Source organism: Acidovorax sp. 59, assembly GCF_002754175.1.
Classification (GTDB): Bacteria; Pseudomonadota; Gammaproteobacteria; order Burkholderiales; family Burkholderiaceae_C; genus Acidovorax; species Acidovorax delafieldii.
Map to the genome: position 1 here is coordinate 395,875 of NZ_PEET01000001.1, position 26,324 is coordinate 422,198.

The 26,324-nt window shown below is 63.7% G+C and carries 23 protein-coding genes and 1 pseudogene; 15 read left to right on the top strand and 9 right to left on the bottom strand.

The window, feature by feature from the left end:
- Nucleotides 1-45 precede the first annotated feature (45 nt).
- The 6 genes from rodA to CLU87_RS01910 all read left to right on the top strand — a co-directional run bounded on the left by rodA (nucleotide 46) and on the right by CLU87_RS01910 (nucleotide 5,697).
- Nucleotides 46-1,221, top strand: a complete 1,176-nt coding sequence (gene rodA / locus CLU87_RS01885) for a rod shape-determining protein RodA (RefSeq protein WP_056746916.1) — start codon at nucleotides 46-48, stop codon at nucleotides 1,219-1,221.
- A gap of 94 nt (nucleotides 1,222-1,315) precedes the next feature.
- Nucleotides 1,316-1,654, top strand: coding sequence for a YegP family protein (locus CLU87_RS01890; protein WP_056066369.1), 339 nt, complete (start codon nucleotides 1,316-1,318; stop codon nucleotides 1,652-1,654).
- 93 nt (nucleotides 1,655-1,747) lie between these two features.
- Entirely contained in the window at nucleotides 1,748-3,232 is a 1,485-nt protein-coding gene (tldD, locus tag CLU87_RS01895) for a metalloprotease TldD (RefSeq protein WP_099729306.1), read from the top strand.
- A 110-nt stretch (nucleotides 3,233-3,342) separates the two neighbouring features.
- Nucleotides 3,343-3,882, top strand: a complete 540-nt coding sequence (locus CLU87_RS01900) for a hypothetical protein (protein ID WP_099731994.1) — start codon at nucleotides 3,343-3,345, stop codon at nucleotides 3,880-3,882.
- Between the two features lie 281 nt (nucleotides 3,883-4,163).
- On the top strand, nucleotides 4,164-5,285 hold the full coding sequence (locus tag CLU87_RS01905; RefSeq protein ID WP_099729307.1) for a 3-deoxy-7-phosphoheptulonate synthase: 1,122 nt from the start codon (nucleotides 4,164-4,166) through the stop codon (nucleotides 5,283-5,285).
- A 100-nt stretch (nucleotides 5,286-5,385) separates the two neighbouring features.
- Nucleotides 5,386-5,697 carry a hypothetical protein gene (locus tag CLU87_RS01910; protein ID WP_056746913.1) on the top strand — a complete coding sequence of 104 codons (312 nt, stop codon included), beginning with the start codon at nucleotides 5,386-5,388 and terminating at the stop codon, nucleotides 5,695-5,697.
- Nucleotides 5,698-5,752: 55 nt separating this feature from the next.
- On the opposite strand, the gene mpl is transcribed toward CLU87_RS01910, so the two are convergent.
- A complete protein-coding gene (gene mpl, locus CLU87_RS01915) occupies nucleotides 5,753-7,174 on the bottom strand; it encodes a UDP-N-acetylmuramate:L-alanyl-gamma-D-glutamyl-meso-diaminopimelate ligase (RefSeq protein WP_099729308.1) in 1,422 nt (473 codons plus the stop codon).
- A 205-nt stretch (nucleotides 7,175-7,379) separates the two neighbouring features.
- Between mpl and CLU87_RS01920 the strand changes: the two genes are divergently transcribed.
- The 8 genes and pseudogenes from CLU87_RS01920 to CLU87_RS01950 all read left to right on the top strand — a co-directional run bounded on the left by CLU87_RS01920 (nucleotide 7,380) and on the right by CLU87_RS01950 (nucleotide 14,172).
- Nucleotides 7,380-7,979, top strand: a complete 600-nt coding sequence (locus tag CLU87_RS01920) for a hypothetical protein (protein WP_099729309.1) — start codon at nucleotides 7,380-7,382, stop codon at nucleotides 7,977-7,979.
- Entirely contained in the window at nucleotides 7,976-8,554 is a 579-nt protein-coding gene (locus CLU87_RS01925; RefSeq protein ID WP_099729310.1) for a TlpA disulfide reductase family protein, read from the top strand. The genes CLU87_RS01920 and CLU87_RS01925 overlap by 4 nt, the downstream gene beginning before the upstream one ends.
- A gap of 170 nt (nucleotides 8,555-8,724) precedes the next feature.
- Complete coding sequence (gene accB / locus CLU87_RS01930; RefSeq protein ID WP_056066347.1) at nucleotides 8,725-9,177, top strand: acetyl-CoA carboxylase biotin carboxyl carrier protein; 453 nt, start codon at nucleotides 8,725-8,727, stop codon at nucleotides 9,175-9,177.
- Between the two features lie 7 nt (nucleotides 9,178-9,184).
- Complete coding sequence (accC, locus tag CLU87_RS01935; protein ID WP_056066345.1) at nucleotides 9,185-10,534, top strand: acetyl-CoA carboxylase biotin carboxylase subunit; 1,350 nt, start codon at nucleotides 9,185-9,187, stop codon at nucleotides 10,532-10,534.
- Nucleotides 10,535-10,611: 77 nt separating this feature from the next.
- On the top strand, nucleotides 10,612-11,514 hold the full coding sequence (gene prmA / locus CLU87_RS01940; RefSeq protein ID WP_099729311.1) for a 50S ribosomal protein L11 methyltransferase: 903 nt from the start codon (nucleotides 10,612-10,614) through the stop codon (nucleotides 11,512-11,514).
- Between the two features lie 55 nt (nucleotides 11,515-11,569).
- Nucleotides 11,570-11,635, top strand: a pseudogene (locus CLU87_RS23640) (zinc-ribbon domain-containing protein); the annotation flags it as partial.
- Nucleotides 11,636-11,917: 282 nt separating this feature from the next.
- Complete coding sequence (locus tag CLU87_RS01945; protein WP_233193847.1) at nucleotides 11,918-13,237, top strand: DUF3426 domain-containing protein; 1,320 nt, start codon at nucleotides 11,918-11,920, stop codon at nucleotides 13,235-13,237.
- 35 nt (nucleotides 13,238-13,272) lie between these two features.
- Nucleotides 13,273-14,172 carry a carbohydrate kinase family protein gene (locus CLU87_RS01950; RefSeq protein ID WP_056066336.1) on the top strand — a complete coding sequence of 300 codons (900 nt, stop codon included), beginning with the start codon at nucleotides 13,273-13,275 and terminating at the stop codon, nucleotides 14,170-14,172.
- A 150-nt stretch (nucleotides 14,173-14,322) separates the two neighbouring features.
- Here the strand turns inward: CLU87_RS01950 and CLU87_RS01955 are convergent, their stop codons facing one another.
- The 8 genes from CLU87_RS01955 to CLU87_RS01990 all read right to left on the bottom strand — a co-directional run bounded on the left by CLU87_RS01955 (nucleotide 14,323) and on the right by CLU87_RS01990 (nucleotide 24,723).
- On the bottom strand, nucleotides 14,323-14,952 hold the full coding sequence (locus CLU87_RS01955) for a histone (protein WP_099729313.1): 630 nt from the start codon (nucleotides 14,950-14,952) through the stop codon (nucleotides 14,323-14,325).
- A gap of 187 nt (nucleotides 14,953-15,139) precedes the next feature.
- Nucleotides 15,140-16,336, bottom strand: coding sequence for a ribonucleotide-diphosphate reductase subunit beta (locus tag CLU87_RS01960; protein WP_056066330.1), 1,197 nt, complete (start codon nucleotides 16,334-16,336; stop codon nucleotides 15,140-15,142).
- Between the two features lie 135 nt (nucleotides 16,337-16,471).
- Nucleotides 16,472-19,411 (bottom strand): ribonucleoside-diphosphate reductase subunit alpha, encoded by a 2,940-nt coding sequence (locus CLU87_RS01965; protein WP_099729315.1) that lies wholly within the window; start codon nucleotides 19,409-19,411, stop codon nucleotides 16,472-16,474.
- 377 nt (nucleotides 19,412-19,788) lie between these two features.
- Entirely contained in the window at nucleotides 19,789-20,418 is a 630-nt protein-coding gene (gene ampD / locus CLU87_RS01970) for a 1,6-anhydro-N-acetylmuramyl-L-alanine amidase AmpD (RefSeq protein ID WP_056746905.1), read from the bottom strand.
- Nucleotides 20,402-21,964, bottom strand: coding sequence for a sigma-54 dependent transcriptional regulator (locus CLU87_RS01975; RefSeq protein ID WP_099729316.1), 1,563 nt, complete (start codon nucleotides 21,962-21,964; stop codon nucleotides 20,402-20,404). The genes ampD and CLU87_RS01975 overlap by 17 nt, the downstream gene beginning before the upstream one ends.
- Before the next feature lie 11 nt (nucleotides 21,965-21,975).
- Nucleotides 21,976-23,679 (bottom strand): nitrogen regulation protein NR(II), encoded by a 1,704-nt coding sequence (locus CLU87_RS01980; protein ID WP_099729318.1) that lies wholly within the window; start codon nucleotides 23,677-23,679, stop codon nucleotides 21,976-21,978.
- A 22-nt stretch (nucleotides 23,680-23,701) separates the two neighbouring features.
- Nucleotides 23,702-23,929, bottom strand: a complete 228-nt coding sequence (locus tag CLU87_RS01985; RefSeq protein ID WP_099729319.1) for a PP0621 family protein — start codon at nucleotides 23,927-23,929, stop codon at nucleotides 23,702-23,704.
- Entirely contained in the window at nucleotides 23,926-24,723 is a 798-nt protein-coding gene (locus tag CLU87_RS01990; RefSeq protein ID WP_099729320.1) for an inner membrane protein YpjD, read from the bottom strand. Before CLU87_RS01990 ends, CLU87_RS01985 begins: the two co-directional genes overlap by 4 nt.
- Nucleotides 24,724-24,821: 98 nt before the next feature.
- On the opposite strand from CLU87_RS01990, the gene ffh reads away from it, so the two are divergent.
- Nucleotides 24,822-26,201 carry a signal recognition particle protein gene (ffh, locus tag CLU87_RS01995; protein WP_056066312.1) on the top strand — a complete coding sequence of 460 codons (1,380 nt, stop codon included), beginning with the start codon at nucleotides 24,822-24,824 and terminating at the stop codon, nucleotides 26,199-26,201.
- Nucleotides 26,202-26,324 lie beyond the last annotated feature (123 nt).

Consider the following 26,324-nt stretch of genomic DNA (forward strand, 5'->3'; position numbering starts at 1 on the left):
GGGCGTTGGCTGCTCTGACGCCCGGCATCCGCCGATAATCGGGGAATGGCCGTCGTTTTTGAAAAGCCCACGCTCGTCCAGCGTCTGGCGCCCCTGTTCCGGGGCTTTGACCTTCCCCTCCTGTTGCTGGTGCTGATGCTGGCCAGCGCGGGGTTGCTGGCCATGTATTCGTCGGGTTATGACCACGGCACGCGGTTTGTGGACCACGGGCGCAACATGCTGATTGCAGGAGCCATCCTGTTCATGGTGGCCCAAGTGCCCCCCCAGAAAATCATGGCTTGCGCCGTGCCGCTGTACCTGACCGGGGTGGCCCTGCTGGTGGCGGTGGCGCTGTTTGGCATCACCAAAAAAGGGGCCACGCGCTGGATCAACGTGGGTATCGTGATCCAGCCCAGCGAAATCCTCAAGATCGCCATGCCGCTGATGCTGGCTTGGTGGTTCCAGAAGCGCGAGGGCACGTTGCGTCCCTTGGACTTTGCGGCGGCGGGCCTGCTGCTGGCGGTTCCGGTGGGCCTGGTCATGAAGCAGCCCGACCTCGGTACCTCTCTGCTGGTGCTGGCGGCGGGGCTCTCGGTGATCTTTTTTGCGGGCCTGTCCTGGAAGCTGATCCTGCCCCCGGTGCTGATTGGCGGTGTGGGCATTGCCACCCTGGTGCTGCTGGGCGACCAGCTGTGCGCGGATGGCGTGCGATGGGTGGTGCTGCACGACTACCAGCAGCAGCGCATCTGCACCTTGCTGGACCCCACCCGCGACCCGCTGGGCAAGGGCTTTCACATCATCCAGGGCATGATCGCCATCGGCTCGGGCGGCCTGTGGGGCAAGGGCTTCATGGCGGGTACTCAGACCCACCTGGAGTTCATCCCCGAGCGCACCACCGACTTCATTTTTGCCGCCTATTCGGAAGAGTTTGGCCTGGCGGGCAACTTGTTCCTGCTGGTGTGTTTTCTGCTGCTGGTCTGGCGGGGGCTGGCCATTGCCGCAGGCGCCACCACCTTGTTTGGCCGCCTCATGGGGGGGGCGGTTTCTATGATCTTTTTCACCTATGCCTTTGTGAACATGGGCATGGTGAGTGGCATCCTGCCGGTGGTGGGCGTCCCCTTGCCCTTCATCAGCTATGGCGGCACCGCCATGGTGACGCTGGGGCTGGCACTGGGCATCCTGATGTCGGTGGCGCGATCCCAGAAGCAGGAAACCAAGGATCCTCTTCCGGCAGCACTGTAGGGCCTTGTGGGCCTGGTTGCCTGGAACACGCCCTCGGGGTACAAACCGGCTGGCCAACCGTGTTTTGGCCGCTCAGCATCCGGAGGGTTTCCCCATGGCGGCGAAGTTCGAGCTCAAGAAGTCGAAAAACGACAAGTTTGTCTTCAACCTGCTGGCCGCCAACGGTCAGGTCATCCTGACCAGCGAGATGTACGAGTCTCGCGCCAGCGCGCTGGGTGGTATCGAGGCGGTGCGCAAGAACGCTCCGAACGATGGCCGTTTTGGCAGGCTCAGTGCCAAGAACGGAGCGCCATATTTCACATTGAAGGCCGCCAATGGCCAGGTGATTGGCCAAAGCCAGATGTACTCCGGTGCCAAGGCCCGGGACGCGGGCATCGAGTCGGTGCAGGCCCATGCGGCCGAGGCCGGCCTGGATGACCAGACCGCCGCGTAAGGCGGCGGGGCGGCGCTGACGGGGCGCCAGGGTCAAATAGGGACATGTGGGCTCCACACGTGCAGGGGCTGGTCAGGCGCCTAAAATGCTTCGATGACTTTCCGCTCCACCACTGCCGCGCCCCAGCGTGCGGCCACCAGCCAGCGCATTGATGTTGCCCGTGAACTGCTGCTAACCCCTTTTGGCCTGGACGAAGGCCACCTCGCCCGCGCACTGGCCGAGATCCGCACCCACCAGGTGGACGATGCGGACCTGTACTTCCAGTACACCCGCAGTGAAGGCTGGAGCCTGGAAGAGGGCATCGTCAAGACAGGCTCTTTCAGCATCGACCAGGGCGTGGGGGTGCGTGCTGTCAGTGGCGAGAAGACGGCCTTTGCCTATTCGGACGACATCTCCGAGGCGTCTCTGCTGGACGCAGCGCGCACCGTACGGTCTATTTCGTCTATAGCGAACGCAGGCAAAGTGCGGGTAGCTCCTAAAAAGGTAGCATCCAGCCGCAGCCTGTACCCGGGCGTGGACCCGATTGCCTCGCTGGACAGCACGGCCAAGGTGGCGCTGCTGGAGCGGCTGGAGCAGCGCGCCCGGGCCAAGGACCCGCGCGTGGCGCAGGTGATGGCGGGGCTGGCCAGTGAATACGACGTGGTGCTGGTGGCGCGCGCCGATGGCACCCTGGCGGCCGATGTGCGACCGCTCGTGCGGCTGTCGGTCACGGTGATTGCCGAGCAGAACGGCCGACGTGAGATGGGCTCTGCTGGCGGCGGTGGCCGTTTTGGCCTCGCCTATTTCGACGACGAGCAAATGGGTAAGTACGTTGACGAGGCCGTGAACGCGGCCCTGGTCAACCTGGAATCGCGTCCCGCCCCGGCGGGCGAGATGACCGTGGTGCTGGGCTCAGGCTGGCCCGGTATCCTGCTTCACGAGGCCATCGGCCACGGGCTGGAAGGCGACTTCAACCGCAAGGGCTCCAGCGCGTTCAGTGGCCGCATTGGCCAGCGCGTGGCTGCCAAGGGTGTCACTGTGCTGGACGACGGCACCATTGCAGACCGCCGAGGTTCGCTGAACGTGGATGACGAAGGCCATGCCAGCCAGCGCAATGTGCTGATCGAGGATGGCATCTTGAAGGGCTACATCCAGGACTCGCTGAACGCACGCCTGATGGGTGTGGGTCCCACCGGCAACGGCCGCCGCGAAAGCTATGCCCACATCCCCATGCCGCGCATGACCAACACCTACATGCTGGGCGGCGACAAGGACCCGCAAGAGATCATCGCCAGCATCAAGAAGGGCCTGTACGCCAGCAACTTCGGCGGCGGGCAGGTGGACATCACCTCGGGCAAGTTCGTGTTCTCGGCCAGCGAAGCGTACTGGGTGGAAAACGGCAAGATCCAGTACCCCGTCAAGGGCGCCACCATCATCGGCAGCGGCCCTGAGTCGCTCAAGAAGGTGACCATGATCGGCAACGACATGCGCCTGGACAGCGGCGTGGGTACCTGCGGCAAGGAAGGCCAGAGCGTGCCGGTGGGCGTGGGGCAACCCACGCTGCGCATCGAAGGCTTGACGGTGGGCGGTACGGCCTGAGGGTTGCGTTGGCAGCCTGCCGGCAGACCTGGGGTGGTGCGTGACTTCGCGTTTTCACCCGCTTTTCGGGGCTTGTACTGCGCGTCGGCCAGCGCACAATGGGTGACACCATGCCTGCCACGCGCCCCAGTCAATTGCTGACGCTCCAGTCGTTTGGAGACATCAGCCGCTTTTTGCGCGAGGGCGTTGCCGACGAGGACTCGCGCCAGCTGCGTGACAGCCTTGGTGCCCTGTCCTCGCAGATCGACGAGGCAGTTCGCATCCGCCGCACCAGCACGGACACCACCGAGATCACGCGCCGCGTGGTGACCTTGTCGCACAGCGCGCGTGAACACCAGCTGTTTTTGACTGGCCTGGGCTCGGCGTGGCACGCGCTGTACGAGTTTGGCGCCTACCAGCGTGCACTGCGGGAGCTGCGCAACGCCATTGCAGACTGGCAACTGATGCTGGAGCGGCGCAGCACCAAAGAAAGCGAAAGCTTTGACCAGTTCGAGCTGCTGGCCTGGCGAACCCTGGGCGAAGCGCTGCTGCTCATCGACATGTACGAGCACCAGAGCAATCCTGCGAGCGACTTGCAAGACGTGCAGCCGCCGCGCAAGCCCTCGGCATTGCAGCGCTTGCGTGCATGGTTTCGGGGAGGGCGCCGGTGAATCGCTCTGGTCTGGCGCTTTTGGGGCGAGTGGATGTCGTGCATTTGCAACATGCCGAGGGTGCTGAACTGCCGCACTCCTGTGCTACATTGCTTTCCATGCAAGTTCGCAGCGCGTTTTATTTTTGGTTTTTTATCTCGGTCCCCGGCGGATGAGAGGAAAACGCGCAAGCACACACAACCTCCCCATACCAACCGCCGACGCTGCAAAGCCCGGCGGTTTTTGTTTTTCAGCCCTCCCGTTTTTCCATCCACTCCAACCGACTCCACGAGGAAGCAACCATGACGGCCACTACCAATCCCACCAGCGATGCCTGGTACCGCAGCGTCGAGAAAACCAGCCAGACCGACGACGAACGTATCAAGGACATCACCGTGTTGCCTCCTCCCGAGCATCTGATCCGCTTCTTCCCGATCGGCGGCACGCCGGTCGAGACGCTGATCACCCAGACCCGCAAGAACATTCACAACATCATGGCGGGCAAGGACGACCGCCTGCTGGTGGTGATTGGCCCTTGCTCTATCCACGATCCCGCCGCCGCTGTCGAGTACGCCCGCCGCCTGATGGCCGTGCGCACCCAGTACGCTGACACGCTCGAAATCGTGATGCGCGTGTACTTCGAAAAGCCACGCACCACCGTGGGCTGGAAGGGACTCATCAATGACCCCTACCTCGACGAGAGCTACCGCATCGACGAAGGCCTGCGCATTGCGCGCCAGCTGCTCATCGAGATCAACCGCCTGGGCATGCCTGCCGGCAGCGAGTTCCTGGACGTGATTTCGCCACAGTACATCGGCGACCTGATCAGCTGGGGTGCGATTGGCGCGCGCACCACCGAAAGCCAGGTGCATCGCGAGCTGGCCTCCGGCATCTCGGCCCCCATCGGTTTCAAGAATGGCACGGACGGCAACATCCGCATCGCCACCGACGCCATCCAGTCGGCCAGCCGAGGCCACCACTTCCTGTCGGTGCACAAAAACGGCCAGGTCGCCATCGTGAACACCAAGGGCAACAAGGACTGCCATGTGATTTTGCGCGGCGGCAAGACGCCCAACTACGACGCTGCCAGTGTGGCCGCGGCTTGCAAAGACCTCGAAGCTGCCAAGCTGCCCGCCACATTGATGGTGGACTGCAGCCATGCCAACAGCAGCAAGCAGCACGAAAAGCAGCTGGACGTGGCCCGCGATGTGGCGGCCCAGGTGGCGGGCGGTTCGCGCAGCGTGTTCGGCCTGATGATCGAAAGCCACCTGACGGCAGGCGCCCAGAAGTTCACACCCGGCAAGGACGACCCTTCGGCACTCGAATACGGCAAGAGCATCACCGACGCCTGCCTGGGCTGGGACGCTTCGCTGCAGGCGCTGGCCGAGCTGTCGGACTCCGTCAAGGCGCGTCGCGCCCGCTGATCGTCAGACCTGTCGCAAGATCTAAACTTGGGCCTATCGCTGCACACCACGTGCAGCTGCTGGCCCGAGTCTCCGCAAAAACGCAGAAAGGCGATCCATCATGCACAGCGAAGTGTCGGTCAAACTGGCCGCGAATCAGGAATACCGTTTTGATCTGGAGGGTGCCGAGCCCATGGCCCACGAGGTGGGTCGGCGCTGGCTCGACGACCAGTTCATCGCGCTGGACTGCGAGCCCTTGCGCGCCAGCGGCAAGGTGCTGCTGGCCGACAAGGTGCTGACCGTGGCACGCGCAGCCGGTGCGGCGCTGATGCAGGACCCAGTGTGGTCCCGCGACTTTGCGCGCGCCTCCAGTGCCGCGCTGGCCAAGCCTATCGTGCGCGTGGACGTGCCGGGCATGGCAGTCACATTTTGACCTCCATTGGCTAGAAATCGGCTGCTAGCGCTAGTGGAATATGTGCTGGCAGCTATTATTTTTGTAGTGCTTGCAGCAGTTTGGCGTGGATGCCGCCAAAACCGCCATTGCTCATGCACACCACATGGTCGCCCGGGCGCGCGGCCTGGGTGACCAGGGCCACCAGCGTATCGATGTCCGGGGCCGTCTGGGCGCGCTGTCCGGGGCCGACGCCCATTGGTGCCAGAGCCTGCGCGGCATCCCAGTCCAGCCCAGCTGTGTGGCAAAAGGCCAGGTCGGCCGGCTCCAGGGCCCAGGGCAATTGGCTTTTCATCGCGCCCAGTTTCATGGTGTTGCTGCGGGGCTCGAACACAGCGAGGATGCGGGCACCCGGGCCCAGGGTGCGGCGCAAGCCGTCCAGGGTGGTACGCAATGCGGTGGGATGGTGGGCAAAGTCGTCGTACACGGCCACGCCGCCCACTGTGCCGCGTAGCTCCATGCGCCGCTTGACGTTCTGAAAACTGCCCAACGCGGCTGCCGCCTGCTCGGGCGCCACGCCCACATGGTGGGCCGCTGCCATGGCTGCCAACGCATTGAGCTGGTTGTGCACGCCGGTCAGCGACCATTCCACACGCGCGACGGTTTGCCCTTGGTGCACCACATCAAAAGCCTGCGGGTCACCCACGGCGTGAAAGTCGCTGACTGCGGCACCAAAGCTCGTCACTTCGCTCCAGCAGCCGGTGTGCAGCACACGTGCCAGGCTTTCTTCCAGCCCATTGACCACCACGCGCCCCGACGGCGGCACGGTGCGCACCAGATGGTGGAACTGGCGTTCGATGGCCGCCAGGTCGTCAAAGATGTCCGCGTGGTCGAACTCCAGATTGTTCAACACAGCCGTCCGGGGCCGGTAGTGCACGAACTTGCTGCGTTTGTCGAAAAAGGCGGTGTCGTATTCGTCGGCCTCGATCACGAACAGCGGCGCGGCCCCGAGCGGCGCGGCGGCGGGGGCGGGGCGCTGTGCAGCGCCCAGGCGTGCGGACACGCCAAAGTTCAGCGGCACCCCGCCGATCAGAAAGCCCGGTTGCTGCCCGGAAGACTCCAGAATCCACGCCAGCATCGATGTGGTGGTGGTCTTGCCATGGGTTCCAGCCACGGCCAGCACATGGCGGCCCTGCAACACGTGCTCGGCCAGCCATTGGGGCCCGCTGGTGTAGGGCAGTCCGGCGTCCAGAATGGCTTCCATCAGCGGAAACTTGGGGGAGCCATCGGCCAGCCTGGCGCGGCTCACGACGTTGCCCACCACAAACATGTCGGGCCGGAGCGCAAGCTGGTCGGCGCCGAAGCCTTCGATCAGGTCGATGCCCAACGCGCGGAGCTGGTCGCTCATGGGGGGATAGACCCCGGCGTCGCAGCCTGTCACTTTGTGGCCCGCCTCGCGCGCAAGGGCCGCCAAGCCTCCCATGAAAGTGCCGCAGATGCCCAGTATGTGTATATGCATGGGCGCTGATTCTAAAGCCGGGGTTCCGCGCACTGTTCAGAGCAAAAGTGGCAGCTGGCGCCTGTTCCATCTGCCTGAGTTGCTCTCAAAACAATAGTCTTTCGGGGCGGCGGTTGTTGGGGTTGCCAGGGGTGTCTGAGGGGCATCACCCGTGCTGTCATCGCTTCGCGCCACAATGCAGGGTCCTTAGTTGCCTCTGTCTGCCATGCACACACCTTTGAGCGAAGAAATCGCCCACACCACGGCCCGCCTGGTGGTGGAAGAAGGGCTGGAATGGGGCCCCGCCAAGCGCCGTGCGCTGCGGCAGATGGGTTTGCCGGCCCGTACCCCGCTGCCGGACAACGACCTGGTGGAAGAGGCTGTGCGCGAGTACATCCAGCTCTTCTGTGCTGACACCCAGCCGCGCGAGCTGCGGGCACTGCGCCAGCTGGCCCTGGTGTGGATGGAGCGCATGGCGGCTTTCCGGCCGCATCTGGCGGGTGCGGTGTGGCACGGAACGGCCACACGTCTGTCGGATATTTACCTGCAGTTGTTCTGCGATGACCCCAAATCGGCAGAGATCGCTCTGATCGATCATCATGTGGACTATGAACCCCGCACGGTCACTGGCTTCCACGGTGAATCGGTGGAGGCATTGAGTCTTGGCAGCAAATCGCCCGAACTCAACGAAATGATCGGCGTGCACCTGCTGATTTACGACCTTGACGACCTGCGGGGTGCGCTCCGGCCCGACAGCAAGGGCCGAACCCCGCGTGGTGACATCACGGCAGTGCGCCGCTTGCTTCAAGAAAACACGACCCCATGACCCAGCCTGCTGAATCCCCCGAACCTGTGACTCCTGGCAACGTCGCGCCCAACGCCGCTCGCAGGCGCTTTTTGTATGCCGGGGTGGCAGGTGCCGCCGCTTTGGGGGGCGCGGGCCTGGCATGGTGGAAGTTTCAGCCCCACGCCGTGGAGCAAGGGGCCGAGCAGGCGCTGTGGGACCTGGAGTTTGAAACACCTGCCGGGAGTACCTTGGCCATGAAGTCATTGGCAGGCAAGCCGTTGCTGCTCAATTTCTGGGCCACCTGGTGCCCGCCTTGTGTGGAAGAGCTGCCTATGCTCAACGCCTTCTATCGCGAACAATCTGCCAAAGGCTGGCAAGTGCTGGGTTTGGCCATTGACCAGCCGTCAGCGGTACGCAAGTTTCTGACGCGTATCCCGCTGGATTTCCCTGTGGGACTGGCGGGGCTGGGTGGCACGGATCTGGGCCGGACGCTGGGCAACCTGACGGGAGGCCTGCCTTTCACCGTGGTCCTTGGTGGGGAGGGGAAGGTGCTGCATCGTAAAATGGGGCAAGTGACCACCCAGGACTTGCAGCTTTGGGCGGGTATGGGCTGAGGGTTCGCGTCGAAAAGCAGCCGCCTTTCAGGCTTTCCGGGTGCGTCTTTCTCTCTGAGAGATGGCAATTCCCATGCCGAAGTTCATGAAAAATGGGTGTGGAAGACTGCGATAGGGTGAAATTGGAGTAAATTCGCGCCCTATTCAGTTTTATAGCCGTTGGAGCTTCCATGGATCTGCGAAAACTCAAAACCCTCATCGATCTCGTGTCCGAGTCGAACGTGTCCGAACTCGAAATTACCGAGGCCGAGGGCAAAGTCCGCATCGTCAAGAGCGGTGGTGCCGTGGTTCAGCAGTATGTGCCCGCCCCGGTTGCAGCTCCTGCCGCTGCGCCTGCTGCCGCGCCTGTGGCGGAATTGCCCGCGCCCCCTGCGGCCGCCGCACCCACCGGCCACATCGTCAAGTCGCCCATGGTGGGCACCTTCTACCGCTCGTCCAGCCCTGGCGCCAAGGCTTTTGTCGAGGTGGGCAGCCAGGTCAAGGAAGGCGAGACCATCTGCATCATCGAGGCCATGAAGATCCTCAACGAGATCGAAGCCGACAAGTCGGGCACCGTCACCCGCATCCTGGGCGAGAACGGCCAAGCCGTGGAATACGGACAGCCGCTGTTCGTTATCGAATAAGGCGCTCATGTTCAAGAAGATTCTTGTTGCGAATCGCGGAGAGATTGCTCTCCGTATCCAGCGCGCTTGCCATGAGCTGGGCGTGAAGGCCGTCATGGTCTATTCCGAGGCCGACCGCGACGCCAAGTATGTCAAGCTGGCCGAAGAGGCTGTTTGCATCGGCCCAGCGCCCTCGCCGCTGTCCTACCTCAACATGCCCGCCATCATCTCGGCGGCCGAGGTGACCGACGCCGAGGCCATTCACCCCGGCTATGGCTTCCTGTCCGAGAACGCCGACTTTGCCGAGCGCGTGGAAAAGAGTGGCTTTCAGTTCATCGGCCCCACGCCAGAGTCGATCCGCATCATGGGCGACAAGGTGTCCGCCAAGCAGGCCATGATCCGCGCAGGCGTGCCCTGCGTGCCGGGTTCTGAGGGCGAGTTGCCCGACGATCCGGTGCAGATCCGCCGCATCGCCAAGGCAGTGGGCTACCCGGTGATCATCAAGGCCGCAGGCGGCGGCGGTGGCCGTGGCATGCGCGTGGTCCACACCGAGGCCGCACTGGTCAATGCTGTGCAGATGACCAAGGCCGAGGCGGGTGCCGCGTTTGGCAATCCTGCGGTGTACATGGAGAAGTTCCTCCAGAACCCACGCCACATCGAAATCCAGATCCTGGCCGACAAGCACCGCAATGCGGTGTATTTGGGCGAGCGCGACTGCTCCATGCAGCGCCGCCACCAGAAGGTGATCGAAGAGGCGCCAGCTCCAGGCATTCCTCGCAAGCTGATCGAGAAGATCGGCGAGCGTTGCGTCGCTGCCTGCAAGAAGATCGGCTACCGGGGCGCGGGCACGTTTGAGTTTCTGTACGAGAACGGCGAGTTCTACTTCATCGAGATGAACACCCGTGTGCAGGTGGAACACCCCGTGACCGAGTGGATCACGGGCGTGGATATCGTGAAAACGCAGATCATGGTGGCGGCGGGCGAGAAGCTGCCTTTCACCCAGCGCCAGATCGAAATCCGTGGCCACGCCATCGAGTGCCGGGTGAACGCGGAAGACCCGTACAAGTTCATCCCTTCGCCCGGGCGCATTACCACCTGGCATCCACCAGGTGGCCCCGGCGTGCGCGTGGACTCGCATGCCTACACCAACTACTTCGTGCCACCCAACTACGACTCGATGATCGGCAAGATCATCGTGCACGGCGACACGCGCGAGCAGGCGCTGGCCCGCATGCGCACGGCCCTGTCCGAGACGGTGATCGAAGGCATCAACACCAATGTGCCGCTGCACCGCGAGCTGATGGTGGACGCCAAGTTCATGGCGGGCGGCACCAACATCCACTACCTGGAAGAGTGGCTGTCGCAGCACAAACGCTGAGCTGGCACGCAGCAGGTCATTCACATGCTGGCTCCTGGCAACGGGTGCCAGCATTTCACTTTTTCTGAGAGATGCCTATGTTTGAGCTGAGTCTGATGTGCCCCGAGGACCGGATTGAAGCGGTCAGCGATGCGCTGGACGCGCTGGACGCGCTGTCCGTGTCGGTAGAAGACGCCGATGCCCAGACCGACGCTGAACAGGCGCTGTTTGGCGAGCCTGGCATGCCTCCGCCCAAGGATGGCTGGCAACGCAGCCGCGTGGTGGCCTTGTTCCCCTCCGAGGTGGCGGCCCGTGAAGCGCAGCAGTTGCTGGTGGTGCAGGACTTTTTTGTGGGCTGCCAGGTGCTGGGTGTCACCCCGGTGCCCGAGCAGGACTGGGTGCGGCTGACGCAGTCGCAATTTGCGCCGGTGGACATCACCCCGGATTTCTGGATCGTGCCTACCTGGCATGAGTTGCCCGCCCAGGCAGTGCGGAGCATCCGGCTGGACCCTGGCTTGGCGTTTGGCACGGGCACCCATCCCACCACGCGCATGTGCCTGCGCTGGATTGCGCGCCATGGCGCAACGCAACCTGAGCAGGGCAACCTGCTGGGGCGCGTGCTGGACTACGGGTGTGGCTCCGGCATCCTCGCCATCGGTGCTGCCAAGTTCGGTGCCACGGACATTGATGCGGTGGATATCGACCCGGCTGCCGTGGAGTCCACGGTGCAAAACGCCCAGGCCAATCAGGTCACGCTGAAAGCGGGCCTGCCCGACAAGGCGCAAGGCGAATACCAGACCGTGCTGGCCAATATCCTGGCCACTCCGTTGCGTGTATTGGCCCCACTGCTGTGCAGCTATGTGGCTGTGGGTGGGAATCTGGTTTTGGCAGGCATTCTGGAGCGCCAGGCGGATGAGCTCAAGGAGGCCTACGCGCCCTGGCTGCCGCTGGAAGTGGCGGATGCCGAGGACGGCTGGATCTTGATGACTGCGCGCCGCTGAAGGTGCGCGGGCGCCGTTCTGGCAGCCTTGGCACGGCCTCTACAATCCATCGCTGATGAGCCAGATCACCCGCTGCCCGTCCTGCGCCACCACCTTCAAGGTTGTGGCGGACCAATTGCGCATCTCTGAAGGATGGGTGCGCTGCGGCCAATGCAAGGAGGTATTCGATGCCTCGGCCCATTTGCTGCCTGTGGCACCGGCTGCGCTACTGCCCGATGTATCGCTCACGGACCTGCGCGCACCCACTGCGCCCATAGCGCGCAAGCCGGATGCACTGGGAGCCTGGGGTGGAGGCAAGTCGCCCACCGGTACCCCGCCTGCCCCGCAGGATGTGGACAAGGCAGGCACTCCCGCCATCCGCAGTGCTTCAACCTCCGCCACCGAGGTTGCCGCAACCGCCGCCATGGACGCATTTCCGTATGGCATGGACAGTGATTTACCTGCTGCTCCGGTGCTCGATATTCCCAGTCCTGCGGTACCTGCTTTTCTTACTGCCGCGGCTCGCACGGAAGTCTCGTCGGATGTCTTGGGCGAGGAGGTCGCCGCGCCGTTTGCATGGAGAGCCCACAGTGCATCGCGGACTGCGACAGCGGCGGAGGCTGGGGCATCGCCATCCGTCACAGCGCCTGCTGATGCTCCAGAGCCGGTGGTGATACCGGACACGGCGCCTCGTTTGGATGGTCCGTCCCCTGCCGTTCATGTGGCCGGGCAAGAGCATTCCGCCGTCACGATGCCATCCGACGCGGCGCAAGACGTCGCTGATGGACGCGGCAGTTTGTTTGGTGGAGCTGTGCCACCGGTTCCTGCGTCCCCCAGCCTGGCAGGCTATGAACTGCCGTTTGCCGAACTTCGCGATTCCGAGGTAGCGCTGAACGCAACCATGGATGTGGATGCCACAGAGGAGCGCGCGAGTCACTCAGCAGAGCTTGCACAGCCTCCGGTAGCGCCTGTTGCTCTCGCTCCGTCATCCGATACCGGTGCTGGACTTTCAGGCGATGCTCAGAAATCTGAGCCTACGTCGCCCGTTGCTGTGCACACCCCGCTTGCGCCCGCGTTGCCTTCTGTGGACTTTGTGTCGAAGGAGGTTGCGCCAGAGGCTCCGGCGATGGAGTTGGTGAAGGACGATTCGCATGCCGCCATCCTGCAGGCGCGCCCCAGACCCGCTGTTGACGACGACGACGATGAGGCCGACAACCAGGCGTCAGACCCCGAGGTCAGCTTTGTGGTGGCTGCGCGCCGCAAGGCGTTTTGGCGCAAGCCGGTCGTGCGGATGGTTTTGTGGCTGGGGTTCATCGTCTCCTTGCTGGGGCTGGCTTTGCAGATTGCGGTGCAGGAGCGTGACCGCATTGCAGCCCTGGATGTGCGTACCCGGCCCTGGTTGGTGAAACTGTGCGAGCCCTTGCGCTGCGAACTTGCCCCTGTGCGCCAGATTGCCGATGTGGTCATCGACAGTTCTTCTTTCAACAAAGCCCGGGGTGACAGTTACCAGCTAGCGCTGACGATGAAGAGCACCGCCACCATTCCACTGGCCATGCCTGCGGTGGAGCTGACCCTTACCGATGCGCAGGATCAGGCCGTATTGCGGCGGGTTCTGCTGCCTACCGATATGGCGGCTCCAGCAGAGCTGCCCGCGAAAGGTGAGTGGGGCACCTCGGTGTCGGTGCTCGTGACCACCGGCGGTGCGCGCGTGGCGGGCTACCGGCTGCTTGCGTTCTATCCCTGATTTTTCTCCCAACAACTTACCGAGTTTCACTATCTATGGCTGCCCTCATTTGTGGTTCCCTGGCGTTCGACACCATCATGACTTTCGAGGGGCGTTTTGCGGAGCAGATCCTGCCGGATCAGCTCCATATCCTGAATGTGTCCTTCCTTGTCCCGTCGTTGCGCCGCGACTTCGGGGGGTGTGCTGGCAACATTGCTTACAGCCTCAAGCTGCTCGGTGGCGAGCCGCTGCCCATGGCCATGTTGGGCAGTGACGGTGCTGACTATCTGCAGCGACTGCAGTCGCTGGGTATCAGCGCCCGACACGTTGGGCAGGTGCAGGACACCTACACCGCGCAGGCGATGATCATGACGGACCGTGACAACAACCAGATCACGGCTTTCCATCCTGGCGCCATGATGCAGGCCCATGCCAATCGAATTGGTGCAGACAACAGTGTCAGCGTGGGGATCATCGCGCCGGACGGGCGTGACGCGATGCTGGAGCATGCGGCCCAGTTCGTGGCGGCGGGTATCCCGTTTGTGTTCGATCCAGGTCAGGGCTTGCCCATGTTCAATGGGCAGGAGCTGGCGCAGTTCATCGACCAGGCCACCTGGGTCACCGTCAATGACTATGAGGGGAAAATGCTCTGCGACCGCACCGGCTGGTCTTTGGCCGATATCTCCCGCAAGGTGCAGGGGCTGGTGGTGACGCTGGGCGCAGAGGGCTGCGAGGTCTGGGTGGATGGTGAAAAAACCCATGTACCCTCTGTGGCGCCTGCAGCGGTGGTGGACCCCACGGGTTGCGGGGATGCCTGGCGCGGCGCGCTGCTGTTTGGTCTGGAAAAGGGCTGGTCCCTCGTGCGTTGTGCGGAGCTAGGCAACCGGGTTGGCGCTCTCAAGATCGCGCAACGTGGCCCACAGAACTACACGCTGGATTTCGATCCGTTGGGTTAATCCTCCCAGCCAGTGTCGCCTGCGTTGCGCTGCCCAGTGCTGTACAACGCAGCTTGCTTGCCAGGTAGCTCTTGGGAGTGCCCAGACCTGCATACAGACGAAAAAAAACCCGGTGCGTTTGCACCGGGTTGAGCGCGTGGCGCGCCAGGATCAGGGCTTGTTGCCCGTAGGGAAAGGCCAGGCTGCCTGAGGGTTCAGCGTGGTTTGTGCTGCAGGGGCAGCGGCCGCAGGGGCAGGCGCCTTGGGGGCCTTCTTGGCCGGGGCAGCTTTCTTTGCGGGGGCTGCCTTGGCAGGTGCTGCGGCCTTCTTGGCTACTGCGGCCTTCTTGGCTACTGCGGCCTTCTTGGCGGGAGCGGCTTTCTTTGCCGGTGCTGCTGCCTTCTTGGCGGGTGCAGCCTTCTTCGCAGCTACGGCCTTCTTGGCAGGAGCGGCTTTCTTTGCCGGTGCTGCTGCCTTCTTGGCGGGTGCAGCCTTCTTCGCAGCTACGGCCTTCTTGGCAGGAGCGGCCTTCTTTGCCGGTGCTGCTGCCTTCTTGGCGGGTGCAGCCTTCTTCGCAGCTACGGCCTTCTTGGCAGGAGCGGCTTTCTTTGCCGGTGCTGCTGCCTTCTTGGCGGGTGCAGCCTTCTTCGCAGCTACAGCCTTCTTGGCAGGAGCGGCTTTCTTTGCCGGTGCTGCTGCCTTCTTGGCAGGTGCAGCCTTCTTGGCGGCTACGGGTTTGGCCGTTGCAGCCTTTTTCGCGGGAGCAGCCTTCTTAGCGGCCGGTTTTTTCGCAGTTGCCATCATGTTCTCCTTGGGTCAATTTGCAAAGAGCACTTCCTGTCTGCAGTGGACAGAGAGCGATCCATGGAGATGGATGAAAACTCCATCTCCATGAACACGGGAACGCCCCGCAGGGCAGCGCTCTGCGGCGCTGTCGTTGCTGGGCGTGGTGTAAAAATCCATGGTGGTGTGGCCTGCAAAAAAGGCGCTAGTCCCAGGACAGCGCACCACCGGACTGGTATTCAATAACCCGGGTCTCGAAGAAGTTGCGCTCCTTCTTGAGATCGATCATCTCGCTCATCCACGGGAACGGGTTCTCTTCATTAGGGAACAGCGTCTCCAACCCGATCTGCGTGGCGCGGCGGTTGGCGATGTAGCGCAGGTAGCCCTTGAACATGGAAGCATTCATGCCCAGCACGCCACGGGGCATGGTGTCTTCGGCGTAGCGATATTCCAACTCCACGGCCTTGAGGAACAGTGCCTTGATCTCGGCCTTGAACTCTGCGGTCCACAGGTGGGGGTTTTCGAGCTTGAGCTGATTGATCAAGTCGATGCCGAAATTGCAGTGCATCGACTCATCGCGCAGGATGTATTGGTACTGCTCAGCAGCGCCGGTCATCTTGTTCTGGCGACCCAATGCCAGGATCTGCGTGAAGCCCACGTAAAAGAACAGGCCTTCCATCAGACACGCGAAAACGATCAGCGACTTGAGCAGGGTCTGGTCGGTCTCGGGCGTGCCGGTTTTGAAAGACGGATCCATGATCGCTTCGATGAAGGGGATCAGGAATTCGTCCTTGTCGCGGATCGACTGGACTTCGTTGTAGGCGTTGAAGATTTCGCTTTCATCCAGACCCAGCGATTCGACGATGTACTGATACGCGTGGGTGTGGATCGCTTCTTCGAACGCCTGGCGCAGCAGGAACTGGCGGCACTCAGGGGCCGTGATGTGGCGGTACGTGCCCAGCACGATGTTGTTGGCGGCCAGCGAATCGGCGGTGACGAAGAAGCCTAGGTTGCGCTTGATGATGCGGCGCTCGTCTTCGGTCAGGCCGTTGGGGTCCTTCCACAACGCGATGTCACGCGTCATGTTCACCTCTTGGGGCATCCAGTGATTGGCGCAGGTGGCGAGGTATTTCTCCCACGCCCACTTGTACTTGAAAGGCACCAGCTGGTTGACGTCGGTCTGGCCGTTGATGATGCGCTTGTCGGCAGCGTTCACACGGCGGTGTGCTGCTGCGGCGACGGGTGTGGTGGTGGCGCTTGCTGCTGGGGCCGAGGTGCTCAAAGGCTGCAGCGAAGGCGTCTGGAAAGCGAGAGGCGGTTGTCCCACCTGGCGGTTGTTGGGCAGACCGCCGTCCAGTTGATTTTGCGATGAGGGCTTGACTTCTTCGTCCCAGGTCAACATAGATTTTCCAGTGTTCGGATTATGAAAGCAGTGCTGCGAAAAGGAAAGCACTGAAGCGTTGTGCAGCAAGGTTTTGTTGCTTCACAGCACCGGAGCAACGCCTCGGGCGAGCCCGAGGCGTTGCTGGCAAAGTGCTTACTGGCAGGCCTCGCAGCCAGGATCGTCGATGGCGCAGAACTTGACGTCCGTGGCTGGCACGGCTGCAGCCTGCTGAGAGGCCGTTGCGGCAGCGGCTTCCAGCGGTTTTTGCTTGGCCGCTGCGGTGGCTGAAGCTGCCGATGCGCCGCTGTCATTGCCTGATGACACTGCATTGAGCTGGCGTGTGTTCACGGTGCTCATTTCGACGTGCGTAGCGCTTTGGGTGCGCAGGTAGTAGGTGGTCTTGAGGCCGCGCACCCACGCCAGTTTGTAGGTGTCGTCGAGCTTCTTGCCCGACGCGCCGGCCATGTAGATGTTGAGGCTCTGCGCCTGATCGATCCACTTCTGGCGGCGTGATGCGGCTTCCACCAGCCACTGGGGTTCGACTTCGAAGGCTGTGGAGTAGAGCGCCTTGATGTCCTGGGGCACGCGGTCGATGGGGTGCAGCGAACCCTTGAAGTGCTTGAGGTCCATGATCATCACGTCATCCCACAGGCCCAGGCGCTTGAGGTCACGCACCAGGCCGCCGTTGATGACCGTGAACTCGCCCGACAGGTTGGACTTGACCGATAAGTTGCCGAACGAAGGCTCGATCGAGGCATCGACGCCAATGATGTTCGAGATGGTGGCCGTGGGGGCAATGGCGACGCAGTTGGAGTTGCGCATGCCGTCCAGTGCAATCTTCTTGCGCAGGGCATCCCAGTCCAGCGTGGACGATCGGTCCACTTCCACATACCCGCCACGGGCCTGCGAGAGCATGTCCAGCGTGTCGAAAGGCAGGATACCGCGATCCCACAGCGAGCCCTTATAGCTCGAGTACTTGCCGCGCTCTTTGGCCAGCTCGGTGGACGCCCAATAGGCGTAGTAGCAGATGGCTTCCATCGACTTGTCGGCGAATTCCACCGCCTCTTGCGAGGCGTAAGGAATGCGCAGCGCATACAGACTGTCCTGGAAAGCCATCACGCCCAGACCCACGGGGCGGTGGCGCAGGTTGGAGTCGCGGGCCTTGTTGACTGCGTAGTAGTTGATGTCGATCACGTTGTCCAGCATGCGCATGGCCACGGTGATGGTCTTCTTGAGCTTGTCGTGGTCGATCTGGCCGTTCTTGATGTGCTGCAGCAGGTTCACCGAGCCGAGGTTGCACACGGCAGTTTCGGTGTCGCTGGTGTTGAGCGTGATCTCGGTGCACAGATTAGACGAATGCACCACACCGGCGTGCTGTTGGGGCGAGCGCACATTGCAGGCATCCTTGAACGTGATCCAGGGATGGCCAGTCTCGAACAGCATGGTGAGAATCTTGCGCCAGAGGTCCGTGGCCTGGATGGTCTTGGCGGGCTTGATCTCGCCGCGTGCAGCCTTTTCTTCGTAGGCCACGTAGGCCTTTTCAAAGTCGGCGCCAAACAGATCGTGCAGATCGGGCACGTTAGAAGGGGAGAACAGCGTCCAGGTGCCCTTTTCCATCACGCGGCGCATGAACAGGTCAGGGATCCAGTTGGCCGTGTTCATGTCGTGCGTGCGGCGGCGATCGTCGCCGGTGTTCTTGCGCAGTTCCAGGAACTCTTCGATGTCCAGGTGCCAGGTTTCCAGGTAGGTGCAGACGGCGCCCTTGCGCTTGCCGCCCTGGTTCACGGCCACGGCCGTGTCGTTGACCACCTTGAGGAAGGGCACCACGCCCTGCGATTCGCCGTTGGTGCCCTTGATGTGCGAGCCCAGGGCGCGCACGCGGGTCCAGTCGTTGCCCAGGCCACCAGCAAACTTGGACAACAAGGCGTTTTCCTTGATCGACTCGTAAATGCCATCGAGGTCGTCGGGCACCGTGGTCAGGTAGCAGCTCGACAGCTGCGAGCGCAGCGTGCCGCTGTTGAACAGCGTGGGGGTGGACGACATGAAATCGAACGACGAGAGCACTTCATAGAACTCGATGGCCCGGGCTTCGCGGTCGGTTTCATTGAGCGCCAGGCCCATGGCCACGCGCATGAAGAAGGCTTGGGGCAGCTCGATGCGGGTCTTCTTGACGTGCAGGAAGTAGCGGTCGTACAGCGTCTGCAGGCCCAGGTAGTCGAACTGCAGGTCGCGCTCGGCCTTGAGCGCGGCGCCCAGGCGGTTCAGGTCGTATTGCTTGAGCAGGCGCTCGTCCAGCAGCTCGTTGTCCACCCCCTTCTGAATGAAGGTGGGGAAATAGTCCTTGTAGGCCTGGCCCATGTTGCTCTGGGCTACGTCACGCCCCAGCACCTCGCGCACGATGGTGTGCAGCAGCAGGCGGGCCGTGGCGTAGGTGTAGTCAGGATCTTTTTCGATCAGGGTGCGGGCCGCCAGAATGGACGCCTTGTAGACCTCGTCCATGGGAACGCCGTCATACAGGTTGCGCATGGTCTCTGCGACGATGGGGGCTGCCTGGATGTCGGCGCCCAGGTTGGCGCAGGCCGACTCGATCAAGGCGTGCAGGCGCAGGATGTCCAGCTGCACGCGTTGGCCGTTGTCGATCACGTGCAGCACCGGGGTGGCGGGTGCTAGCTGTTCCAGGTGGTGAGCGCGTTCCTGCGTGCGGCGCTCGCGGTACAGCACGTAGGCTCGGGCGACTTCATGGTGCTCGCCGCGCATCAGGCCCAGCTCGACCTGGTCCTGCACATCTTCAATGTGGAAGGTGCCGCCGCCAGGACGCGAGCGCATGAGGGCGCGGACCACGTTCTGGGTGAGCGTGTCCACTACCTCACGCACGCTGGCAGAGGCAGCGCCCTGCGTGCCGTGCACTGCCAGAAACGCCTTCATCATCGCCACCGCAATTTTTTGGGGCTCGAACGGCACTACCGCGCCGTTGCGGCGAATGATCTGGTAATGCGTGAGTGGGTGCCCGGAAGCTGCGGCCGCCGCAGCGTGCGTGGGGGCATCCGTAGAGGCGGTGGGCGATGGGGAAGGCGTGTTCAAAGCAGCTTGCATGGGGGTCCTCTTCTGTGGGCTGTCTGGGGTGGGCGTGCGGCCTGGAGTGCCGCCGCAGTGTGTGGGTGCTGCACCGGACTTCAGTCTGGTGCACACTATATATGGTGTGTCGAGGCGGTTCAAGACACTACCGGTAGTGTACCGCCGGAATGAGTCCCCAAAACCGAAACAGCATGTTCTCAACCCCGTTGCGTACGCAACCGGTGCCTGTGGCGAGCCCTTGTGAATGCGATGTGGGCGATGCAAAACCGTGCAGTGGCGTACCTTGGCGGCGGATTTCCTGCGCCAGGCCGCGCAGCGCTTGGCTGCAAAAATATGTGCAAGCGCACAAAGAAAAAAATGTCTTGATGCGCCCGTACGACAGTGAAAGTGCGGCGTCAGCGAAGCTGCAAGGGGTCCGCCCGCGTGTTCAGCGGGAATCGCTGCGCGGGCCAGTCCAACGCCCCTTGCAGTCGTGGCCAGTCAAAGCCCGGGCCTGGGTCCAACTTACGTCCCGGGGCAATGTGTTCATGCCCTGCGATGTGCTCGATGGGATAGCGCAGCGCAATGTCCTGGCAGACCCTGGCCAGGGTTTCGTACTGTGCCGACTCGAAGTGCAGGCCCTCCAGGCCTTCCAGTTCAATGCCGATGGAATCGTCGTTGCACTGGCTCCTCCCCCGGTAGAACGATTGCCCGGCATGCCAGGCGCGCAAGTCGCAATCCACAAACTGCCACAGCACCCCGGTGCGCTCGATGAAAAAATGCGCGGAGACCTGCAATCCGCGGATGCCCTGGTAGTAGGGGTGCGCATCCCAGTCCAGGGTGTTGGTGAACAGCTGTTGCACGGCACCGCCGCCGTATTCGCCCGGCGGCAGGCTGATGGAATGCACCACGATCAGATCGACTTGCGAGGTCTGTACCGGGCGCGGCCCGTGGTTTGGAGATGCGAGCCGCTGAGCGGTCCTGTACCAGCCGCCCTCCCAGGGCGCCATGTCTGCCGCTGGTGCACTGTCAGCCCAGTTCGTCATGCGGGTCCTGGTCATTGGGCACGGCGATGTTCAGACGGGCGATGCGGTAGCGAATCTGGCGCAGGCTGATGCCCAGGCGTGCGGCTGTGGCGGTACGGTTGAACCCGGCTTCTTTCAGCGCGCGGATCAGGATCTCCCGCTCCTGCTGGTCCAACCAGGCCTGCAGGTCGCTGGGCAGTGGCACCGTGCAGCCGTTGGCCAGGGGCTGAGGGCCCTGGCCTGTGTCTGCAGACGTCGAAGCGTGGGGCCCGGCAGAGAAGGCGGCGGACACCGCCGATCCCTCTGGCGCGGGCACAAGCGTGGGCGGTGCTAGGCGTGCCATCTGCACATCTGACGCGCCGCTTGGCGCATCCACCTGCAACTCGTCCCCGTCGCTCAATGCCACTGCGCGGTGCAGCAGATTTTCCAGCTCGCGGACATTTCCGGTCAGCGGGTGGGCGGCAATGGCGTTCAGTGCCCGGTCGGTGAGTTGGGGCACCGGCATGCCCGACTCGTGGGCAATGCGGGTGAGCAGCGCTGCGCACAGTGCGGGCAGGTCCTCGCGGCGCTCCCGCAGCGGCGGGATGACGATCTCGATCACATTGAGCCGGTAGTACAGGTCCTGGCGGAACCGGCCGGCCTGCACATCGGCCGCCAGATCGCGGTGGGTGGCGCTCACAATGCGCACATCCACCGTCTCTTCCTGGGTGGAGCCGAGTGGCCGCACGCTGCGCTCCTGGATGGCGCGCAGCAGCTTGGACTGCATGGCCAGCGGCAGGTCGCCGATTTCGTCGAGGAACAATGTGCCCCCGCGTGCGGCCTGGAAGTAGCCGTCACGGTCTTGCGACGCGCCGGTGTAGGAGCCCTTGCGGGCGCCAAAAAATTCAGCTTCCAGCAGGTTCTCGGGGATGGCCCCGCAGTTCACGGCGACCAGGGGCCCGTCAGCACGCTGGCTGCTGGCGTGCAGGGCTTGGGCCACCAGCTCCTTGCCCGTGCCCGACTCGCCATGGATCAGCACCGGCGCCATGCCACGCGATACCTTGGCCACGCGCTGCTTGACGTTGCGGATGGCATCAGACTCGCCCACCAGGCGGTCCAGGGCGGCGTTGGCGCCACCGAATTCGTTACCTACCGCCGCGTTGGCCGAGCGGCTCGACCCGCTGGTGCGCGCTGCACGCGGAGGCGGAACGCCGCCGGTACCCTGGATGGCCGATGCCACCACCGAGCGGAACTGCTTGAGATCCACGGGTTTGGTGAGGTAGTCGAAGGCCCCGGCGCGCAGCGCCTCGACCGCGTTCTCTGCCGAGCCGTAGGCGGTCATGACCACGCAGCGTTCGCGCCGTTGCTGGTCGCGCAGGTCCTGCAGCAGCTCCATGCCAAACCCGTCGGGCAGCCGCATATCGGTAATCACGGCGTCAAAGCGGTGGGCCTTGAGCTGATCACGCGCCTCCTGGACGCTCGACGCGGTCTCGACCCGGTACCCCTCGCGCAGCAGGGTCAGCTCGTACAGGGTGCGCAGATCGGGTTCGTCGTCAACGACAAGGATGGAGGCGGCAGGGGCGTTCATGGAGGCGGCAGTCAGACCACGATGGTGTCAAACAAGGTGGCATTGTCGGCGGGGCGGGTCGTGCGGCGGAAGCCCACAGTAAAGGCGTTGCCTCCGATGTCACCGCGTGCGGCGTGGCGGTTCAGGCGCTGGTAGCTGATGGAGGCGCCATGGCGCTGGCACAGCTCCCGGCAAATATAGAGACCCAAGCCGCTGGAGCGGCTCTCCGACGAGAAGAAGGGCTCGAACAAATGCCGCTCCACGGATTTGTCCATCGGGGCACCGTCGCTCCACACCTGCAGGCTGACCTGGCCAGCGGGCGTGTTGCGCGTGGTCACCGACAGTGAGTCGGGCTCCGGGCCCATGTAGCGCAGGGCGTTGTCCAGCAGATTGACGAGCACCCGACGCAGGTGCTCGGCGTCAAACTCCACCTGGGTGGCGCCCGTGTCCAGCGACACCAGGGCGCGCCGCCGGGCGGGGTCCTGGGCCTGCCAGTCGTTCCAGATCTGGGCGACTGTCTCGTCCAGCGCCACGGTCGAGGCAGGGGCATGGCTGATCTGGTGCTGTACGCGGGCAATGTCCAGCACCTCTTCGGCGATGCGGGCCAGGCGGTCGGCGTTTTGCTGCACCATGTGCGCCAGCCGTTTTTGTGCGGGGTCGTGCAGGTCTTCTTCCAGCAGGGCATTGGCCTGCACGATGGCCGCCAGCGGGTTGCGGATCTCATGGGCCACTGCGGCGGACATGCGGCCCATGGCCGCGAGTTTTTCGGTGCGCAGCCGCGCTTCCATTTCCCGCAGGTCGTGCAGGAACATCACGCACAGCCGTTCGGAGCGCGTTTGCAAGGCCGCGTTGCGGGTGGATGTGAGCCAGGTGCGCACATGCAGGCCGGTGGGGCTCTGGCCTTCGTGCAGCAGATCGACGTCGGCCGTCTGGGGTTGTTCGTGCCGGAAGGTGCGCCGCGCCAGGATCACCAGGGGGTGCCACGGAGCCGTGGATGTGAGGGCAAACGGCAACTCGGTCAGCGCCATGCCGCCCAGCAGCTGCAGCCCTGCGGGGTTGGCAATGCGCACCACGTCGGTCTCGTCCACCACCAGCACCCCGTCGGTCAGGTTCTGGATGACCAGTGCACTGACCTGCGTTTGCACGCGCGCTGCGATCTGGCTTTGTTGTGCCACTTCCTGTTCGCGCGCCAGGCGGGTGGCCAGCTGGTGCACCAGATAGCTCACAATGAAGTAGCCCGTGCCGGTCAGTGCACTTTGCAGGTAGCGCTGGCCTTCGTCGCCCGTGCTGTACTGCCCCACCCACCAGGCCCAGCCCAGCAGCAGCAGGGTGACCGCTGCAGTGGTGCCCAGGGCCAGCGCCAGCGTGCCCATCACCGCAGCGATCAAGATGGGCAGGCCGAACAGCGGCGTGTAGTTCATGGTGCCCGCATGCAAGAGCTGCAACGCCGTGATCGCGGCCAGGTCCACCCCGATGGAGGGTAGCCACTGCGGCCCTGCGCTCGGCGAGGGCGGGCCCCGGCGCGAGAGCACACGCACGACCACCGTAGCCACCAGGTAGGCCACGCAGACAGCCAGCAGGGTGGGCCCCACCGCTTGATTGATGAGCTGCCCGGCGCCTTGCAGCACCAAGAGCGCCAGGGCCACCATGACGCGGCCGGTGAGGAAACCCAGCCACAGCCGCGCGAAGGGCGCGTCTGCCGAAGGCGGCAGGGAACCTGCGGACACGGCTTGCATGGTCACAATGGGGCCGCGCCGCTCAGGCCGGGCCCAGCCGCCGGTGCTCGGCGCTGCAATAGGCCTGGCTGCCCAGCATCAGGGCTTCGGCCTGCGGGACGTGTACGCCGCAGTGCGCGCAGGCCAGCATGTCCTGTGGCAGGGCCGGCGGGGCGGGGGGCGCCTTGGGCGCCGCCGCATCAGGAGCGCGGCGGCTGCGCCAGATACCCACCGCCACCGCGATGACGACCAACAAGACCAGGTATTTCATGTGCTGCGGCCCAGAACAACTTCCAATACAAAACGCGAGCCCACATAGGCCAGCAGCAACAGGGCCGAGCCCGCATACAACACACGCACCGCGTTGCGGCCCCGCCAGCCAAACCGCGCGCGGCCCAGCAGCAGGGTGGCGAAGGTCAGCCACGAGAGCATCGAGAACACGGCCTTATGGTCCCACCGCCAGGCCCGGCCATACAGCGTCTCGCCAAACAGCCACCCGGCCAGCAAGGTGGCGGTGAGCAGCACAAACCCCGCCGTCACGAACCGGAAGGTCAGTCGCTCCAGTGTCAGCAGTGGGATGCCGCTGTGCGGGTCTTCAGCCTGCCGGATGTGGCGTTCGGCGCGTGTCATGAGCCAAGCGTGCACCACCGCCGCTGCAAACAGCCCATAACACGCAATGCCCAACGCCAGGTGCAAGGGGAGCCAGGCCGATGCAGACACGTGCAGGGGCTGCCCCGGGAACAACATGGCCAGCACAATGGCTGCCGCGCCCAGGCCTGCCAGCACCCAGCGCGACTGCATTTGCGGAAACAACTGCCGCTCCACGGCATACACCGTGAGCACCAGCCATGCAGTCATCGACAGCGCGGGCGCAAAACCGAATCGGGGCGCTTCGCCCCACAGGCCCCACATCAGCACGGCGCCATGCAGCAACCACGCCACCAGCAGTGCATTGCGCGCCGCTGCCGCTCCCAGGCGGGAGGCTGCGGCGGCAGGCACGGCATAAGCCACGGCAGCGGCCAGGGCCAGCAGCCAACTGACCGGAGAGCTACTCGTTAAAATCATGGGCACAGTTTAGCCTTTCGCCCACCGCCAGCGCCCTGGCGGGGCTGCGCGCACAACGCCGTTGTTGACGGCGCGCAGCCAATACCGGAAACACCCCTATGGCCTCCGCCCTTACCGACAAACTCACGCGCCTCGTCAAGGAGATGCGTGGCCAGGCCCGCATCACCGAGTCCAATGTCACGGACATGCTGCGCGAAGTGCGCATGGCGCTGCTCGAAGCCGACGTGGCCCTGCCCGTGGTGCGCGACTTCATCGCCCGCGTCAAGGAAAAGGCCCTGGGCCAGGAGGTGCTGGGATCGCTCAAGCCCGGGCAGACGCTGGTCAGCATCGTCAACCGCGAACTGGCCGCCACCATGGGCGAGGGCGTGGCCGACATCAACCTGGCCGCCCAGCCGCCCGCCGTCATCCTGATGGCCGGCCTGCAAGGTGCGGGCAAGACCACCACCACGGCCAAGCTGGCCAAGCACCTGATTGAAAAGCGCAAGAAGAAGGTGCTGACCGTGTCGGGCGACGTGTACCGCCCGGCCGCCATCGAGCAGCTCAAGACCGTGACCAAGCAGGCCGGCGCCGAATGGTTTCCCAGCACGCCCGACCAGAAGCCGCTCGACATTGCCCACGCCGCGCTGGACTACGCCAAGAAGCACTACTTTGACGTGCTGCTGGTCGACACGGCCGGTCGCCTGGCCATCGACGAAGCCTTGATGAAGGAAATCAAGGACCTGCACGCCGCGCTGAACCCGGTCGAAACCCTGTTCGTGGTCGATGCCATGCAGGGCCAGGACGCCATCAACACCGCCAAGGCCTTCAAGGAGGCGCTGCCCCTCACCGGCATCGTGCTCACCAAGCTGGACGGCGACTCGCGCGGCGGTGCCGCGCTGTCCGTGCGCCAGATCACGGGGGCGCCCATCAAGTTTGCGGGTGTCTCGGAGAAGATCGACGGGCTGGAAGTGTTCGATGCCGAACGCCATGCGGGCCGTATCCTGGGCATGGGCGACATCGTGGCGCTGGTGGAGCAGGTGACGGCCGGGGTGGACATGGAGGCCGCACAAAAGTTGGCGGCCAAGGTCAAGAGCGGTGACGGGTTCGACCTGAACGACTTTCTCTCGCAGATCCAGCAGATGAAGCAGATGGGCGGGCTGTCCAGCCTGATGGACAAGTTGCCCTCTCAGCTCACCGCCAAGGCCGGTTCGCTGGACATGGACAAGGCCGAAAAGGACATCAAGCGCAAGGAAGGCATCATCCAGAGCATGACTCCCCTGGAGCGCCGCAAGCCCGAACTCATCAAGGCCACGCGCAAGAAGCGCATCGCCAACGGGGCGGGCGTGCATGTGCAGGAGGTCAACCGCCTGCTCAAGGAGTTTGAGCAGATGCAGGGCATGATGAAGAAGATGAAGGGCGGCGGCCTGATGAAGATGATGAAGCGCATGGGCGGCATGAAGGGCATGGGCGGCGGAGGTATGCCCAAGATGCCTTTCTGAAAGGTTTTCAAGCCTTTTTGGCACCAGGCGCTACAACCATATGCCTGAGATGCTATGAAAATATGAGTGAAAAAAAGCCGACATGTGTCGGCTTTTTTATGGCCCGCCCGGCTGGGAGCGATG

Excerpts from the sequence above, each read along its gene's own strand:
- rodA (WP_056746916.1), top strand. The coding sequence starts at position 46 with ATGGCCGTCGTTTTTGAAAAGCCCACGCTCGTCCAGCGTCTGGCGCCC.
- CLU87_RS01890 (WP_056066369.1), top strand. The coding sequence starts at position 1,316 with ATGGCGGCGAAGTTCGAGCTCAAGAAGTCGAAAAACGACAAGTTTGTC.
- tldD (WP_099729306.1), top strand. The coding sequence starts at position 1,748 with ATGACTTTCCGCTCCACCACTGCCGCGCCCCAGCGTGCGGCCACCAGC.
- CLU87_RS01900 (WP_099731994.1), top strand. The coding sequence starts at position 3,343 with ATGCCTGCCACGCGCCCCAGTCAATTGCTGACGCTCCAGTCGTTTGGA.
- CLU87_RS01905 (WP_099729307.1), top strand. The coding sequence starts at position 4,164 with ATGACGGCCACTACCAATCCCACCAGCGATGCCTGGTACCGCAGCGTC.
- CLU87_RS01910 (WP_056746913.1), top strand. The coding sequence starts at position 5,386 with ATGCACAGCGAAGTGTCGGTCAAACTGGCCGCGAATCAGGAATACCGT.
- mpl (WP_099729308.1), bottom strand. The coding sequence starts at position 7,174 with ATGCATATACACATACTGGGCATCTGCGGCACTTTCATGGGAGGCTTG.
- CLU87_RS01920 (WP_099729309.1), top strand. The coding sequence starts at position 7,380 with ATGCACACACCTTTGAGCGAAGAAATCGCCCACACCACGGCCCGCCTG.
- CLU87_RS01925 (WP_099729310.1), top strand. The coding sequence starts at position 7,976 with ATGACCCAGCCTGCTGAATCCCCCGAACCTGTGACTCCTGGCAACGTC.
- accB (WP_056066347.1), top strand. The coding sequence starts at position 8,725 with ATGGATCTGCGAAAACTCAAAACCCTCATCGATCTCGTGTCCGAGTCG.
- accC (WP_056066345.1), top strand. The coding sequence starts at position 9,185 with ATGTTCAAGAAGATTCTTGTTGCGAATCGCGGAGAGATTGCTCTCCGT.
- prmA (WP_099729311.1), top strand. The coding sequence starts at position 10,612 with ATGTTTGAGCTGAGTCTGATGTGCCCCGAGGACCGGATTGAAGCGGTC.
- CLU87_RS01945 (WP_233193847.1), top strand. The coding sequence starts at position 11,918 with ATGGACGCATTTCCGTATGGCATGGACAGTGATTTACCTGCTGCTCCG.
- CLU87_RS01950 (WP_056066336.1), top strand. The coding sequence starts at position 13,273 with ATGGCTGCCCTCATTTGTGGTTCCCTGGCGTTCGACACCATCATGACT.
- CLU87_RS01955 (WP_099729313.1), bottom strand. The coding sequence starts at position 14,952 with ATGGCAACTGCGAAAAAACCGGCCGCTAAGAAGGCTGCTCCCGCGAAA.
- CLU87_RS01960 (WP_056066330.1), bottom strand. The coding sequence starts at position 16,336 with ATGTTGACCTGGGACGAAGAAGTCAAGCCCTCATCGCAAAATCAACTG.
- CLU87_RS01965 (WP_099729315.1), bottom strand. The coding sequence starts at position 19,411 with ATGCAAGCTGCTTTGAACACGCCTTCCCCATCGCCCACCGCCTCTACG.
- ampD (WP_056746905.1), bottom strand. The coding sequence starts at position 20,418 with ATGACGAACTGGGCTGACAGTGCACCAGCGGCAGACATGGCGCCCTGG.
- CLU87_RS01975 (WP_099729316.1), bottom strand. The coding sequence starts at position 21,964 with ATGAACGCCCCTGCCGCCTCCATCCTTGTCGTTGACGACGAACCCGAT.
- CLU87_RS01980 (WP_099729318.1), bottom strand. The coding sequence starts at position 23,679 with ATGCAAGCCGTGTCCGCAGGTTCCCTGCCGCCTTCGGCAGACGCGCCC.
- CLU87_RS01985 (WP_099729319.1), bottom strand. The coding sequence starts at position 23,929 with ATGAAATACCTGGTCTTGTTGGTCGTCATCGCGGTGGCGGTGGGTATC.
- CLU87_RS01990 (WP_099729320.1), bottom strand. The coding sequence starts at position 24,723 with ATGATTTTAACGAGTAGCTCTCCGGTCAGTTGGCTGCTGGCCCTGGCC.
- ffh (WP_056066312.1), top strand. The coding sequence starts at position 24,822 with ATGGCCTCCGCCCTTACCGACAAACTCACGCGCCTCGTCAAGGAGATG.